This is a genomic window from Acinetobacter sp. 243_ASPC, assembly GCF_001054715.1.
Taxonomy (GTDB): Bacteria; Pseudomonadota; Gammaproteobacteria; order Pseudomonadales; family Moraxellaceae; genus Acinetobacter; species Acinetobacter soli.
On record NZ_JVOR01000142.1, the window covers coordinates 1 to 14,899 of the forward strand.

At 45.4% G+C, this 14,899-nt stretch carries 13 protein-coding genes; 9 read left to right on the top strand and 4 right to left on the bottom strand.

The features are described 5' to 3' along the window. The 5 genes from ADA42_RS17515 to ADA42_RS17535 all read left to right on the top strand — a co-directional run bounded on the left by ADA42_RS17515 (position 1) and on the right by ADA42_RS17535 (position 5,008). Positions 1-687, top strand: coding sequence for a 3-oxoacid CoA-transferase subunit A (locus ADA42_RS17515; protein WP_004925451.1), 687 nt, complete (start codon positions 1-3; stop codon positions 685-687). Positions 688-697: 10 nt separating this feature from the next. Continuing rightward, positions 698-1,351: a 3-oxoadipate CoA-transferase subunit B CatJ gene (gene catJ / locus ADA42_RS17520; protein WP_004925445.1), complete on the top strand. Its 654-nt coding sequence runs from the start codon at positions 698-700 to the stop codon at positions 1,349-1,351. Positions 1,352-1,363: 12 nt separating this feature from the next. Next, the gene (gene pcaF, locus ADA42_RS17525) at positions 1,364-2,569 is read left to right on the top strand and encodes a 3-oxoadipyl-CoA thiolase (RefSeq protein WP_048766541.1); all 1,206 of its coding nucleotides are present in this window, start codon (positions 1,364-1,366) and stop codon (positions 2,567-2,569) included. A gap of 27 nt (positions 2,570-2,596) precedes the next feature. Continuing rightward, the gene (pcaD, locus tag ADA42_RS17530; RefSeq protein ID WP_409449509.1) at positions 2,597-3,382 is read left to right on the top strand and encodes a 3-oxoadipate enol-lactonase; all 786 of its coding nucleotides are present in this window, start codon (positions 2,597-2,599) and stop codon (positions 3,380-3,382) included. A 282-nt stretch (positions 3,383-3,664) separates the two neighbouring features. Continuing rightward, positions 3,665-5,008: an aspartate aminotransferase family protein gene (locus ADA42_RS17535; RefSeq protein WP_048766542.1), complete on the top strand. Its 1,344-nt coding sequence runs from the start codon at positions 3,665-3,667 to the stop codon at positions 5,006-5,008. 42 nt (positions 5,009-5,050) lie between these two features. Here the strand turns inward: ADA42_RS17535 and ADA42_RS17540 are convergent, their stop codons facing one another. Beyond that, entirely contained in the window at positions 5,051-5,467 is a 417-nt protein-coding gene (locus ADA42_RS17540) for a winged helix-turn-helix transcriptional regulator (RefSeq protein ID WP_004925426.1), read from the bottom strand. Positions 5,468-5,565: 98 nt separating this feature from the next. Here ADA42_RS17540 and ADA42_RS17545 point away from each other — a divergent pair, with 98 nt between their 5' ends. Beyond that, positions 5,566-6,579: a zinc-binding alcohol dehydrogenase family protein gene (locus ADA42_RS17545; RefSeq protein WP_048766544.1), complete on the top strand. Its 1,014-nt coding sequence runs from the start codon at positions 5,566-5,568 to the stop codon at positions 6,577-6,579. A 53-nt stretch (positions 6,580-6,632) separates the two neighbouring features. Here the strand turns inward: ADA42_RS17545 and qhpR are convergent, their stop codons facing one another. The 3 genes from qhpR to ADA42_RS17560 all read right to left on the bottom strand — a co-directional run bounded on the left by qhpR (position 6,633) and on the right by ADA42_RS17560 (position 10,212). Then, positions 6,633-7,667: an AraC-like transcriptional regulator QhpR gene (qhpR, locus tag ADA42_RS17550; RefSeq protein WP_048766546.1), complete on the bottom strand. Its 1,035-nt coding sequence runs from the start codon at positions 7,665-7,667 to the stop codon at positions 6,633-6,635. A 149-nt stretch (positions 7,668-7,816) separates the two neighbouring features. After that, on the bottom strand, positions 7,817-9,052 hold the full coding sequence (locus tag ADA42_RS17555) for a haloacid dehalogenase-like hydrolase (protein ID WP_241485713.1): 1,236 nt from the start codon (positions 9,050-9,052) through the stop codon (positions 7,817-7,819). Between the two features lie 149 nt (positions 9,053-9,201). Then, positions 9,202-10,212: a phosphotransferase enzyme family protein gene (locus ADA42_RS17560; RefSeq protein ID WP_048766549.1), complete on the bottom strand. Its 1,011-nt coding sequence runs from the start codon at positions 10,210-10,212 to the stop codon at positions 9,202-9,204. A gap of 182 nt (positions 10,213-10,394) precedes the next feature. On the opposite strand from ADA42_RS17560, the gene eat reads away from it, so the two are divergent. The 3 genes from eat to ADA42_RS17575 all read left to right on the top strand — a co-directional run bounded on the left by eat (position 10,395) and on the right by ADA42_RS17575 (position 14,529). Further along, positions 10,395-11,810, top strand: coding sequence for an ethanolamine permease (eat, locus tag ADA42_RS17565; RefSeq protein ID WP_048766551.1), 1,416 nt, complete (start codon positions 10,395-10,397; stop codon positions 11,808-11,810). A gap of 135 nt (positions 11,811-11,945) precedes the next feature. Then, positions 11,946-12,380, top strand: coding sequence for a hypothetical protein (locus ADA42_RS17570; RefSeq protein WP_414629818.1), 435 nt, complete (start codon positions 11,946-11,948; stop codon positions 12,378-12,380). Positions 12,381-12,423: 43 nt separating this feature from the next. Then, positions 12,424-14,529, top strand: a complete 2,106-nt coding sequence (locus ADA42_RS17575; protein WP_048766554.1) for a TonB-dependent receptor — start codon at positions 12,424-12,426, stop codon at positions 14,527-14,529. Positions 14,530-14,899: the final 370 nt, after the last annotated feature.

The window sequence follows — 14,899 nt, forward strand, 5'->3', positions numbered from 1 at the left end:
ATGATAGATAAAAGTGCAGCGACCCTAACGGAAGCGCTCTCCCAGATCCACGACGGTGCCACCATCCTGATTGGTGGTTTTGGAACAGCCGGCCAACCCGCCGAGCTGATTGACGGACTGATTGAACTAGGTCGCAAGAACCTGACCATCGTCAGCAACAACGCCGGCAATGGAGACTATGGACTGGCCAAGCTGCTAAAAACTGGCGCAGTTAAAAAGATCATCTGTTCCTTCCCACGTCAGGCCGACTCCTACGTATTTGACGAGCTATACCGTGCGGGCAAAATTGAACTTGAAATCGTGCCGCAGGGCAATCTGGCCTGCCGCATACAGGCCGCGGGGATGGGCTTAGGGCCGATCTACACCCCAACCGGTTTTGGCACCTTACTCGCAGAAGGTAAACCTACCCTGAACTTTGATGGCAAAGACTACGTACTGGAAAACCCGATCAAGGCCGACTTTGCCCTGATCAAAGCCTACAAGGGCGACCGCTGGGGCAATCTGGTCTATCGCAAATCAGCACGAAACTTCGGCCCGATCATGGCCATGGCCGCCAACGTAACCATCGCACAAGTGAGCGAAGTGGTGGCACTAGGAGAACTCGACCCAGAAAATGTGGTGACCCCAGGCATCTTTGTTCAACACGTTGTACCAGTCCAATCTACCCCAGCAAGCGCTGCACCATAAGGAGATCGAGATGAGTTATCACAAACTGACCCGTGACCAGATCGCCCAGCGCGTTGCCCAAGATATTCCGGAAGGCTCCTATGTCAATCTAGGGATTGGCCTGCCGACCAAGATTGCCAGCTATCTGCCTGCCGACAAAGACGTATTTCTACATTCAGAAAACGGACTGCTGGCCTTTGGCCCACCACCAGCGGCTGGCGAAGAAGATCCGGAACTGATCAACGCAGGCAAAGAATACGTAACCATGCTCGAAGGCGGTTGCTTCTTTCACCATGGCGACTCCTTCGCCATGATGCGCGGTGGACACCTGGATATCTGCGTATTAGGCGCATTCCAGATCGCCGCCAATGGAGACCTGGCCAACTGGCACACCGGTGCACCGGATGCCATACCGTCGGTCGGTGGAGCCATGGATCTTGCGGTTGGGGCAAAAAAAGTCTTTGTAACCACCGATCATGTCACCAAAAAAGGTGAGCCGAAGATTGTCGCTGAACTGACGTATCCAGCCACGGGCCAGAAATGTGTCGACCGGATCTACACCGACCTGTGCATCATTGATGTGGTGCCAGAAGGACTGAAAGTGATCGAGAAAGTCGAAGGCTTAAGCTTTGAAGAACTACAACGCCTGACCGGTGCAACACTGATCGATGCGACACAAGGCTAAGGATAACCGAATATGAAACATGCATACATCGTCGATGCGATCCGCACCCCGTTTGGCCGCTATGCAGGCGGATTGGCAGCAGTACGTGCGGATGACCTCGGTGCAATTCCGATTGCTGCCCTGATCGAACGCAACCCAAGCGTGAACTGGGCACAGGTCGATGACGTGATCTACGGCTGTGCCAATCAGGCAGGAGGAGACAACCGTAACGTTGGCCGTATGTCGGCACTGCTGGCAGGTCTACCGGTCGAAGTACCGGCAACGACGGTCAACCGCCTGTGTGGCTCATCTCTGGATGCAATCGCCATGGCAGCACGTGCGATCAAAGCAGGCGAAGCCCATCTGATCATTGCAGGGGGTGTCGAAAGCATGAGCCGCGCACCGTATGTGATGGGGAAATCAGAAGGGGCGTTTGGACGCACCCAGAAGATAGAAGACACCACCATGGGCTGGCGCTTCATCAATCCGAAGCTCAAAGCCATGTATGGTGTGGATACCATGCCGCAAACCGCAGAAAATGTGGCCGAGCAGTTTGGCATCCAGCGTGAAGACCAAGACCAGTTTGCCTACACCAGCCAGCAACGCACCGCGGCGGCACAGGCCAAAGGCTACTTTGCAAAAGAAATCGTGCCTGTCACGATTCCACAGCGCAAAGGAGAGCCGGTGGTGATCGACACCGATGAGCATCCACGTGCCTCAACGACACTAGAGGGACTAGCCAAGCTAAAAGGCGTGGTCAAGCCGGAAGGTAGCGTGACAGCGGGTAATGCGTCAGGCATCAACGACGGTGCAGCGGCAGTTCTGATTGCATCAGACGAAGCGGTTGCACAATACCAGCTTAAAGCACGTGCCAAGATCATTGCCTCCACCACGGTGGGCATCGAGCCGCGCATCATGGGCTTCGCACCGGCACCGGCGATCAAAAAGCTGCTCAAGCAGGCCAATCTGACGCTTGATCAGATGGATGTGATTGAGCTGAACGAAGCCTTTGCTGCACAGGCACTGGCCTGTACCCGAGACTTAGGACTGGCAGATGACGATGCACGGGTGAATCCGAATGGCGGTGCAATTGCACTGGGTCATCCATTGGGTGCATCTGGTGCGCGTCTGGTGACGACGGCATTAAACCAGCTGGAACAGTCGGGCGGTAAGTATGCGCTGTGTTCGATGTGTATCGGCGTGGGTCAGGGAATTGCGCTCATTATTGAGCGGGTTTAAGGAATAAATATGCCAGTATTTCACTTTATAGACACACCAACGGCGCAGGATGTTGCTCTCAATTATGCAACATTCGGTCAGGCGGATCGTCCTGCACTGATCTTTTCAAATTCGTTGGGTACCAACCTGAGTATGTGGCAACAACAGGTAGCGTATTTTCAGGACAAGTATTTTGTCATTTGCTACGACACGCGTGGTCATGGTGCATCATCGACACCTGTTGGCCCTTATCGCATTGATCAGCTAGGTACCGATGTAATTGCATTGCTTGATCATTTGCAAATTCCTCAAGCTACGTTTTGTGGAATTTCGATGGGTGGGTTAACTGGACAATGGCTGGCAATACATTTTCCTGAGCGTTTTAATCAGGTGATTGTAGCCAACACCGCAGCAAAAATTGGAGAAGTTCAGGCTTGGCAAGCACGTGCGCAATTGGTGCGTGAGCAAGGGTTAACGCCGGTTGCTCAAACTGCGGCAACACGCTGGTTTACGCCAGGCTTTATTGAAGACTCACCAGAAATTGTAGAAAAGCTGAGTCATGATTTAGCTCAAGGTAGTCCCGAAGGCTATGCCAGTTGCTGTGAAGCGTTGGCAGAGGCCGATGTGCGCCCTCAACTGCAACGTATAAGCATACCGGTACTGGTGATTGCTGGTGCACAAGATCCAGTGACTACAGTGGCCGATGGTCAGTTTTTATGTGAGCACATTGTACATTCAACACTTGAAGTGCTGGAGGCATCGCATATTTCGAATGTGGAACAGCCACAGGCATTTAATCATGCAGTCGAAGCAGTAATGAAGCGCTTCAATTGATTTGATCTTTTTGACTGATAGAGGTTTTAAACCTTTATCTATGAATTTTCAAAACGCCGCGCGTTCATGCACGTGGCGTTTTTTTGTATATAACAATCAAGCCATACATTGAATTCGCTAATTTGACATCAAATGACAACTTTCGCGCTTTAGTGTCAAGTTTCTTTTCTCAAACTTGAACAATATAAGTCAAACAGCGATATATACATTCGAAAGAACATGGCCCGATTTGATTCGATTTCAAGTGTGCCATTTTGAATTATTTAAATACAGGAGTCATTCATGGTTACACGTTCAACCATCATGGATACCAATAGTTTCCGCGCAGAACATGCAGCCGCACTGGATGCTGAAACCCGAAAATTAACAGATAAACGTAGCCAAGTGCTCGGTGAGTCTTATCGATTATTTTATCGTAATCCTGTGCATTTGGTAAAAGGGCAAGGACAGTATCTTTGGGATGCTGCGGGCCATAAATATCTCGATGTATACAATAATGTAGCCAGTATTGGGCATTGTCATCCTGCTGTCATTGAGGCAGTGAATGAGCAGATGAAAATGCTCAACACACATACACGCTATTTGCATGAAAATATTCTGAATTACACCGAAGAGCTTTTAAAAACAACACCAAGCGAAATTGACCGTGCCATGTATATGTGTACAGGTTCTGAAGCCAATGATTTGGCCATTCGAATTGCCCGTGAATATAGTGGCGGAACAGGTATCATTGTTTCGCAAGAAGCTTATCACGGCACCAGTGAGTTAACTTCAGGCTGTTCTCCTGCATTAGGTTCTGGTCAGGCTTTGGCAGCTACAACTCGTTTGGTTCCTGCACCGGATGCATACCGAATTGCAGCAAATGATTTAGGTGATTGGTTTGCAGCGCAAATTCAACAGCAAATCGATGACATGAACGCCAACGGTATTAAGTTTGCAGGCTTTCTGGCAGATTCAATTTTCTCTTCAGATGGTGTAATGCCAAATCCGGTTGGATTTTTGAAAAAAGCAGTAGATGTGGTTCATGCCAATGGCGGAATATTTATTGCCGATGAAGTACAACCTGGGTTTGCACGTACTGGAGACTCATTTTGGGGATTCGGTCGCCATGGTGTAGTGCCAGATATTATTACCACAGGTAAACCGATGGGCAATGGAATCCCGGTATCTGGTCTACTTGCCAAAAGCGATGTATTGGCAGCATTTAGCGATAATATTCCATATTTCAATACTTTCGGTGGAAACCCAGTATCGATGGCGGCAGCTCAAGCTGTTCTCAAGGTAATTCATGATGCAGACTTACAAGCACACAGCAAATATGTGGGTGCTAAACTTCAGGCCGAACTTAGCAAACTCATGGATATACATGAATGTGTGGGCGATGTACGCGGTGCGGGCTTGTTTATCGGATTTGAACTGGTGAAAGATCGTGACAGTAAATCGCCAGATAAAGCCTTGGCACTGAATCTGATTGAAGAATTACGTAATACTCACCGCGTATTGACTTCGGTTGCTGGCCCATATGGCAATGTACTGAAATTACGTCCACCGCTGGCATTTCAGGAACACGATATCGACTGGTTGGTTAGCGCACTCGATCAATCTATTCGTAAACTCAAAGATTAAAACTCAGCTAATCTTTAAGCCTTATCACTCGATAAGGCTTTTTTATCCTGCCTGAGCTGTAATTTCTGTGTGCTGCTCACGCTCATTATGCTGCTCAGTTTCACTTTGATGTGGTTTTCCATACAAATCGATATGCTGATCGCCCCATTCTTTTAAAGCAACTAAAATAGGCTTTAAGGTTTGGCCCAGCGCAGAAAGCTGATACTCAACCTTAGGCGGCACTTGTGGGTAAACCGTTCGAATAATGAGTCCGTCTTGTTCAAGCTCGCGAAGCTGATTGGTGAGCATACGCTGAGTTACATTTGGAATACGGCGCTTTAGCTCATTAAAACGTAATATTTTTTCGGTAAGTAAATTCCATAAGATTAAACTTTTCCATTTACCGTCGAGTAGGCCAATCGCAGCCTCGACCGAGCAGCCCGGATTACAATTAAAGCGTGAATGTTTTACCTTACTCATAACAGTATCCTTTTTGACACTATGTGCGAAATTTGTCTGTATATACAGTGATTAAGCTTAAGGTATGCTACCACGCAATACAAGTGAGGAACGTCAAGATGAAAGCGGTAGGCTATAAAGAACAAGGTGAGATTACACGCCCAGATGCATTGGTGGATATCGAGATCGAGCAGCCCGTGGCGCGCGGTAAAGATATTCTGGTCGAGGTAAAAGCGATTTCAGTGAATCCGGTTGATACCAAAGTTCGCAAACGTGCAGCAGCAGAAGCAGGGCAGTGGAAAATTTTAGGTTGGGATGCAGCTGGCGTTGTGGTCAGTGTAGGCGACGAAGTCACCGAATTTAAAGTAGGCGATGAAGTCTGGTATGCAGGTGATTTAACCCGTCCGGGCAGTAATGCACAGTTTCAATTGGTCGATGCGCGCATTGTGGGGCATAAACCGAAACGCCTTTCTTTTGCAGAAGCGGCTGCTATGCCTCTGACCACCATCACTGCATGGGAAATGTTGTTTGACCGTTTAAAAATTGAAGATCCAGTATCAGGTGGAGACCGAAGTATCCTAATTATTGGTGGGGCAGGCGGTGTTGGCTCAATCACGATACAATTACTTAAAGCAAAATCAGATTTGAAAGTTATTGCGACAGCATCACGCGCTGAGACACAAGCGTGGGTGAAACAGCTCGGAGCGGATTACGTAATTGATCATTCAAAACCACTTAAGGCGCAAATGGATGAACTGGGTTTAAAGGCACCTAGTTATGTTTTTTCTACCAATTATACCGATCAATATATGGAGCAGATTGCTGCATTAACCGCACCTCAGGGGCGTTTGGGCCTGATTGATGATCCAGCCGAACTGAGTATCAGCCCACTCAAAACCAAATCGATCTCTTTACATTGGGAGTTTATGTATACCCGCTCAATGTATCAAACGGAAGATATTGCACAGCAGCGTGAACTGTTAAATGCAGTGGCCAAACTGGTCGATGATGGCGTCATTCAATCCACATTGACTGAGGTCTATGGCAAGATCAATGCCGAAAATCTCAAAGAGGTGCATAGCCTGATTGAAGGTGGTAAAGCCAAAGGCAAAATTGTGCTTGAAGGGTTTTAAATCGAATCAATCAACAAATAGCCGGAACCGCTTAATTGCGTGTTCCGGTTGTATTAGTTACGCCATTGTCTTGGATTAACACCAAACCAGCGCTTAAATGCACGAGAAAATGCACTCACCTCTGAGTAGCCCAATAAAAATGCCATTTCGGAAATCGGGATATTTTTTTGTTTCATGTAATGCTCTGCAAGCTCACAACGCACTTTATCGACCAGTGAACTAAAGGTTAATCCTTCAAGTTTAAGCCGACGGGTGAGTGCACAGCTGCTCAAATCCAAATCGTGTGCAATTTTTTCCAGATTAGGTTCACCTGTGTTCAGCTCAATTTGAATATGTGAGCGCACTTGATCGGTTAGGCTTTGTCTGTGTATATGGGTATTGAGCAAGCGAAGAGTATCTAGAATTACGGTTAATAGCAGCGGATCATGATTGGGCATCGGGTGCTGCAAATCTTTTTTTGACAGTAAAATTGAGTTGAATGGCTGATCAAAATAAACAGGTGCGTTAAACAATTTGCTATGTTCTTGCCAAAACTCAGGCCGCGTATGCTCAAAATGAATTTCACGTGGTGAATAATGCCCGCCCAGCACGCCACGAATCACATTCATAAACATGCCCAAGGTCAATTCGGCATCTTGACGTCGGGTTAAGATCGCACCATGATGCACCTGATAGTCTAAGCGCCAGCAATCTCCTAAATCGACCATGCGGTTCAGCGTGTCTTTCTGGTGCAAATAAAAGTGATTGGTCATATTGACTAATGCGCTTTCAAGCGTTGCAGAGCATAGTCCGATGTAGCCAATCAGACCTAATGATTTGGGCTGAAATTGCTGACCATAATGCAAACCGAAATTGTCACATCCTGAAAGTTCAGCGGCCTGTTCTAATACATGACAGTAATTGGGAAGTTGTAAACTTAATGTCGGACTGGCCAGTAACTCGGGATTGATACCACTGATACCAAAGACACGATCGACGTCTGCACCTTTGCTGCTAATGAAATCACTCAAGCCTGATGCAGCTGCTGACAACACGCCCTGATTGCACATGCTGGTGCCCAATAGTTGTGCCGTATTCATCTGAAACATGTGAAGATCTCACTTAATACCGATATATAAAAGAGATGAAGCAAGATGCATACCAGCTATAGCGTAGTTTTTATATGTACGGCTAAAATTAAAAAACCTGCGCTTGAATTGATCAAGCACAGGTTAAAACGTAACTCAGTGGATTGGATTTATTGAGATTTCAATGCTTTTGGTGTGCTCGATCCATAACTGATACTGTTGATTGACCCTGTAAATTGTCCTGTGTTTGCATCACGGCCTTGTAGTAAAAATTTCGGATTACTCTGTCCATAGCTTTGAACAGCCAAAGCTGAAAACTTCCCAATATCTGTGGTGGGTTTACGCAGACGATTTACAATCAGCACCTTTTTCGTATCTGTGAAATCCTGCATCATGTTTTGATCGCCTTCGCTGTCGCCAGCAATGAAGAGCGGCCCATAACCATATTTAGATACCAAAAATTTTTCAATTGTGCGCGTTTTGCCTTTGCCTTGGGTCTGATCATATCCTTTACGAAATTCAGGCAAAATGCGTCCTTGTGAATCTCGCTCAAGTTCCATGGCATAAGCATGGCTGTCTGGAATGTTAAAGCCCACATTGGGATTAGAAATAATTTCCTTAATCACATCGATATATGAAGCCGAACACACATAAACATCGATGCCGTTATTTTGAAATGCCTGAAATAAGTCCTGCATTTCGGCATAAGGGCGTAAACCATTTTCCCACGTTACACTGACCACACCGGCCTGACCTTTTAAATCAGCTGGGGATGTCCATGTCACCGGGCCAATGGGCTGAGATTTTTGCCAAGCAACTGTTTTTTGAACCAAATCACGTACTTCTGCTTCGGTCATTCCGGCAAATAAATAGGTTACCCATGGATAAGACACATCATGATCGAAAGTATCTCCAATAGCCGCATACAAATAACGCATTTTGCTGATAAAGTTTTGATAGTGCGGGCTCGTTTGGATTTGCGCTAAGGATTGATTGCCTTTTAAGCCTGAATAGTGCGTATATAGCCATGCATAGCTTTGCACAATATCGGGTGCAATCTTGTCGATATTAACTGCTTGACCTTGGCTGTTATTGTAATCCGCAACAAAACTTTGCGGACTAATGCCTTTACGAATAATCGTATTGAGTTGTTCTGGCGTTACGGCAAAAGCCAATTGTTGAAGCTGATAGATTAATGTCGCTTCCTCAATATCTAAAAAAACCGAGGTATTGTCAAAATCAGTCACAATATAGGGCCGTTTTAACGGATTATAGTTAGGACTGTCTTTGCCGTATTGTGCAATTAATTGATTGAGCTGATCGCGATTAAACGCATCCCAGCGACCTTGTGCCAGATACTCCTGCTTGATCGCGGATGCCAACACCTGTGTATCGTGCTTTGGCATTTGGGCACAGCCTCCCAAAGCTAAAACACCTGCGATTAAAGCTCCAATTCCGAGTAAATGCATGTTTCTTTTCATATCTAATTTAGCCCCAAATTACGAAATACAACTCAATTAAAAAACAGATAAAGTGAACAAGTGCTTTGTTTTACTTAAGCGTTGCTACGTCCGACTGGCATTTCACCATTTAAGTACTTCTTACATAAGCGCACGGTTTCATTCGACCACTGATCGCCTAAGCTAAGCGCCATTTCGGTATGTGCATGTGAACCATTCCACGCCATCATTTGAATGCGACGTTGCATAATAAATGTAGGAATCATGACGTAATCATGATTTTGAACATGACCTGTTTTTTCATAACCTGTTAGCCAGTGCTCTACCCATTGCGGTGCAGCATCTAAATGTTCATTAAAACTAATCGCGGCAGCCAGATCATGCATAAACCAGCTCATACCGCAGTCGTCAAAGTCAATCACACCAATTTGTTGATCTTGCAGTAGTAAGTTGGTGAGTCTTAAATCGGCATGAATCAGACCATAGCGATCTTCACCGGCACCGTACTGGCATAGTTCAGTTGAAATACGTGCAATCGCTTCTTCCACCACAGCGTGGTCGGCTTGATCTAAATGCGGTGCATGTTTCCAGTTGCCCCAATGGCCTTGAGCACCGACCATGGTGTCATGATTCCACACAATTCGATTAAAGTGTTCTGGGCGTTTCCAGCTTTTACTGTGTTGATGTAGTGCGGCGGTAATTTGTCCCAGTTGTTGAAAAGCGGTCGGATCGACATCGGTGGTGGGCATGCTGCCATTGACCCAATTGAAAAGCACTGCGTAGCGCGAAATGCCTTCGGCCAGTTTCAGGGTGATCACACGTTGACCATCCTGATCGGCAATCGCCAGTGGAACTTCGATTCCACTTTGATTAAGCGCATCTAACCACGCCAGCTCACTTTCGATATCTTGCAAGTGATGATAATTCGGTCGATGGATTCTAAGTGCGTATTTTGCCTGCGCTGTGGTCACTAAAAAAGTGGCATTTTCTGACTGACACAGGAGTTTAACTGAACCTTGATATTCGTTTGGATATTGCTTGATGGCTTGTTCTGCAAGAATTTGAAGCTGAACTGAGCTTAAAAATTCGTTTTGTTCGACCGTCATGATTCGACTCCTTCACTCTAATTTTAGATACATCGTAAGTACCGATTGGCCTGATCTTATAAAAGAAAAAATGAATCAACTTGACTTCAAATGACCTTGCTCACAATTTGCGGTCAAGTTTTGAAATGGGCTTTTACGCAACATGAATGAAGTCGGTTGGATCAATAGAGTGATTGAATACAATGAAAGATTCAGAATTAAGCCTAGACAATGGCGCAACTCGTGATGTTGATTATTTTGCAAAACGCCAGCTCAAAAAGGGTGCAGTGGGCTGGTTATTATTGGTGGGTTTAGGAGTCTCTTATGTGATATCTGGAGACTTTGCGGGGTGGAACTTCGGTCTGGCTCAGGGCGGCTGGGGCGGTTTATTTATTGCCACGGTCATTGTCGCCTTAATGTACCTGTGCATGAGTTTGTCTATGTCTGAAATGTCGACCATGTTGCCTACCGCAGGTGGTGGCTACAGTTTTGCTCGTGTCGCGTTTGGCCCATTAGGAGGCTACCTCACCGGAACCGCTATTTTAATTGAATATGCCATTGCACCTGCGGCGATTGCGGTCTTTATTGGTTCATATTGTGAGTCACTGTTTGGGATTGGTGGCTGGAGCGTTTACTTACTGTGCTATCTGGTCTTTATGGGTATTCATCTTAAAGGTGCAGGAGAAGCCCTTAAAATCATGTTCATCATTACCGCAATTGCCTGTGTGGCTTTACTGGTATTTATTGTGGCCATGATTACGCATTTTGAAAGCGGTAAATTGTTTGATATTGCAGTCAGCAATAACATAGGGGCCAGTGCATTTTTACCACTCGGTTATTTAGGAATTTGGGCAGCAGTACCCTATGCCATTTGGTTCTTTTTAGCTGTGGAGGGCGTTCCACTGGCGGCAGAAGAAGCCAAAGATCCAGTTCGTTCTTTGCCGCGTGGCCTCATTGGTTCGATGCTGATTTTGGCGGCATTTGCGCTATTGATTTTGTTTTTAAGTGCTGGTGCTGCGGGGTCAGATGCGTTAAAAGCCTCAGGTGCACCTTTGGTTGATGCCTTGATTGCGGTGTATGGGCAGCATACATGGTTGGCCAGTTTTGTTAATTTTGTTGGATTGGCTGGGCTTGTAGCGAGCTTCTTTTCGATTATTTATGCGTATTCGCGTCAGATTTTTGCACTTTCACGTGCCGGATATTTACCAAAAAGCTTCTCCTTGACCAACAAAAACAAAGCACCTTTTCTTGCGATTATTATTCCAGGGATCATTGGCTTTTTGATGTCATTGACTCATGAAGGTGATTTACTGATTTTAATGGCTGTCTTTGGTGCAACCATCTCTTATGTGCTCATGATGCTGTCACATATCAAATTGCGGATTTCACATCCAAACCTTGCACGTCCGTATAAAACGCCGGGTGGTGTGGTTACTTCAAGTATTGCATTGGTTCTGGCTGCAATTGCAGTAGTGGCTGGGTTAATGGTCAATCCGAAAGTATGGTTGCTCACCGCAATGATTTATGTGGCTTTTATTCTGTACTTTATTTTGTATAGCCGCTTCCATCTGGTGAAAGGAACGCCCGAAGAAGAGTTTGCGCGCGTGAACGAAGACTAACCACATTTAAGTGAAACCCAAAGGCATGGTATCTACTGATTCCATGCTTTTTTTATATCTGTCGCCTGTACTAGAAGGTGTGTTTTTTTAAAAATTATGCTATTTTCGCCGCGCTTAGGTATTAATTTTTTTGCGATGCATAAATTGGGTGTGGCCTTTGGCCTTTTGGTGATCTTGTTGCAGAATCTTGTATTCTGGCAAGCGCTATTGCCTGTATCGATGCAGCAAAATCCGGTCTGCGTGGAAATTATGCAGATGACTGAGCACAGTGCAATGCATCATGATGCATCGCATACCACAATGTCTGCTGTCAAATCGTCTGCAATTTCATTACATAGCGATTTCAAAGCGGATCATCAGCATTCGATGCATCCAACTCTGGATTGTCATTTTTGTCATCTGTTTCATCATATTGCACCTACGCTGACACCGGACATCACGCTGATCGAGATCGGTCAGGTTTTTAAACTGATTTTCTTATCGGCGATGGCATATATTCTCTTTTGCCTGCGCCGTCTCTTTCTTTGCCCGCAAGGTCGAGCCCCGCCTGTAAATCCTGTTTTGATCTAAATTCCGACATTTTTGTCCAATTTTTGTCTTACAGAGTTTTACTATGTCTAAATTTTATGTTCATCCACTTGCGTGGAGTATTTTACTTGCCCAGTGTTCAATGGTATCGGTGGCTTTGGCGGCTGAAACAGGAAATCAAGTTCAAACTGCGCAGCTTTCAACCTTGACGCTAACCGCAGAAAAGCAAGATGAGCGTCATGCATCTTCTCAGGCAATTACCCAGTTTAATCACGATCTGATTGATGTGCCGTTCACCAAATCGCATGTGTCCGAACAAGATATCAAAAACCATAATATTCAGCGCGTGAGCGATGCATTGGCCTTGGTTAATGGCGTGGTTTATCAAGACAGTTATGGCGGTGGCTTTTGGGACAATTACTCGTTTCGCGGCTTTAGTACCGACCCAAACATGGGCACGATTTACATGCGTAACGGCTTAAGCTCTTTAAGTGGTATCCATGCGCCACGCGATATGGTCAACATCCAGTCGATTGATTTTCTGAAGGGGCCAATGGCTGCCATGTATGGCCAAGGCGCAATTGGGGGGATTATGAACATCACCACCAAACAGCCCGAATGGCAACGTAAGAGTGAATTGACCTTAAGTGGCAGTACACTTGAAGAATACCGGACAGCACTCGATACTACTGGCGCAATCAATGATCAGCTTGCGTACAGACTGGGGCTCGCTTATGAAAACAATCAAAGTTTTAGAGATCAGATCGATAGCCAGCATTATTATATTGCACCACAGTTGGCTTGGAAAATTTCAGATCGTACTCAGTTAAATCTGGATACAGAATTTGCCAAAAATCAAGGCGTGTTTGACCGTGGCGTACCGATGGTCAACGGTCAATTTGTGGTCAATAAAAAAACCTTTTTAGGCGAACCAAGTGATGGCGATATCAAAATCAACGACCAGATGTATCAACTGCGTCTGAATCATCAATTCAATGACGACTGGAACCTGACCACCGCGTTAAGTCATGAGCAGGGTGAGCGCGAAGGAACTTCAACTGAAATTTCATCGATTGCAGCCGATGGACAAACTGCAAATCGCTTTCGTCGCTATCGGTGGTTTGATACCGAAACCACGCAATTTCAGGCAATTTTACGTGGGAAATTGAACACAGGAACGATCAAGCACGAGCTGGTGGCTAATGTTGAAGCAGGGCATTACACCATCGATCAGCTTCAGCGCAGAAGTGCAGTGGGTGCTTCAAGTACGATCAATATTTACCAGCCTGTATATGGTGTAAATGTATTGCCACTCACGCGAGTAACCAAAAACAGTAAAGAAACTCAGGATATGCTGGGATTCAATCTGCAAGATCAGATTTTCCTGAATGATCAGTGGAATATATTGCTGGGTGGACGCTTTAACCGACTAGAGCAGCAAATTGCAGATTATCGTAGCAATACACAAAGCAAGCAGGCCTTCTCGCCGTTTACGCCGCGTGCTGGTATTAACTTCAAGCCTACCGATCACTTATCTTTTTATAGCAACTGGGGGAAATCATTTGAGCTAAATACGGGATTAAATAAAAATAATGAACTGTATGATCCTGAAAAAACCACCAGTTGGGAAGTCGGTACTAAATATGAATATCTGCCACAAAGCTGGCTGGGATTCACGTATTTTGATCTCGATAAACGACATTTACTTACCGAAGGGATTACAGACACTTATGTGGACAGTGGCCGCGTGCAAAGCCATGGTCTTGAGTTTGAGCTACAGCATCAGGTCTCTGAGCATTTACGCCTTAATGCAAACTACACCTATACCGATGCTTCGGTGGTCGAAAGTGAAGTCGAAGCCAAAGGTGCACGCCTAAAAAATATTCCTAAGCATACGGCAAATTTAAGTGCGGATTATCAATTTAGTGCGTGGGGGAAAGATGCTGGTGTTACGGGCAATATCAATTATTATGGCAAACGAAGCGCCAATTACATAGACAATGGCACCAGTTTACCTAAATTTACGACCGTAAATGTCGGGGCATATATCAAGCTCCGTCCAGATTTACGTGCCCAGCTCAATATCGACAACCTGTTTGATAAAGACTATTACGTTTCAAGTTATACCAATTACTGGGTACAACCTGGTGAACCACTCAAAGCAACATTGTCATTGAGCTGGAATTTCTAAGAAAGATCGGTCAGCGTTGTATGCTCAGGCATGCAGCGCTGTAAAATAATCATAATGAAATCAACTATTCGCTATCGTGATCAGATATAGATATGCACCCGCCTGAAATAGACATGCTCATTTTAAAAGCATGATGCGCATTTTTTGCTCATTTAGGTGCGCCGAGCAGACTCATAATATGTTGAATTCAGCTTATATTTGATTCATATATTCATTATTTGAGAATTCAAATATCAAGAATTAATACAAAAAAATGGGCTTCGAGCACACCCAAATCTGTAAAAGCTCAAGATATGTGATCAGATGCGTTGCAATGGTGCGTGTATGAATGAATGACTGCACCATGTTTGAAACCGTTGAACAGCGTTAT

Excerpts from the sequence above, each read along its gene's own strand:
- ADA42_RS17515 (WP_004925451.1), top strand. The coding sequence starts at position 1 with ATGATAGATAAAAGTGCAGCGACCCTAACGGAAGCGCTCTCCCAGATC.
- catJ (WP_004925445.1), top strand. The coding sequence starts at position 698 with ATGAGTTATCACAAACTGACCCGTGACCAGATCGCCCAGCGCGTTGCC.
- pcaF (WP_048766541.1), top strand. The coding sequence starts at position 1,364 with ATGAAACATGCATACATCGTCGATGCGATCCGCACCCCGTTTGGCCGC.
- ADA42_RS17535 (WP_048766542.1), top strand. The coding sequence starts at position 3,665 with ATGGTTACACGTTCAACCATCATGGATACCAATAGTTTCCGCGCAGAA.
- ADA42_RS17540 (WP_004925426.1), bottom strand. The coding sequence starts at position 5,467 with ATGAGTAAGGTAAAACATTCACGCTTTAATTGTAATCCGGGCTGCTCG.
- ADA42_RS17545 (WP_048766544.1), top strand. The coding sequence starts at position 5,566 with ATGAAAGCGGTAGGCTATAAAGAACAAGGTGAGATTACACGCCCAGAT.
- qhpR (WP_048766546.1), bottom strand. The coding sequence starts at position 7,667 with ATGTTTCAGATGAATACGGCACAACTATTGGGCACCAGCATGTGCAAT.
- ADA42_RS17555 (WP_241485713.1), bottom strand. The coding sequence starts at position 9,052 with ATGCCAAAGCACGATACACAGGTGTTGGCATCCGCGATCAAGCAGGAG.
- ADA42_RS17560 (WP_048766549.1), bottom strand. The coding sequence starts at position 10,212 with ATGACGGTCGAACAAAACGAATTTTTAAGCTCAGTTCAGCTTCAAATT.
- eat (WP_048766551.1), top strand. The coding sequence starts at position 10,395 with ATGAAAGATTCAGAATTAAGCCTAGACAATGGCGCAACTCGTGATGTT.
- ADA42_RS17570 (WP_414629818.1), top strand. The coding sequence starts at position 11,946 with ATGCATAAATTGGGTGTGGCCTTTGGCCTTTTGGTGATCTTGTTGCAG.
- ADA42_RS17575 (WP_048766554.1), top strand. The coding sequence starts at position 12,424 with ATGTCTAAATTTTATGTTCATCCACTTGCGTGGAGTATTTTACTTGCC.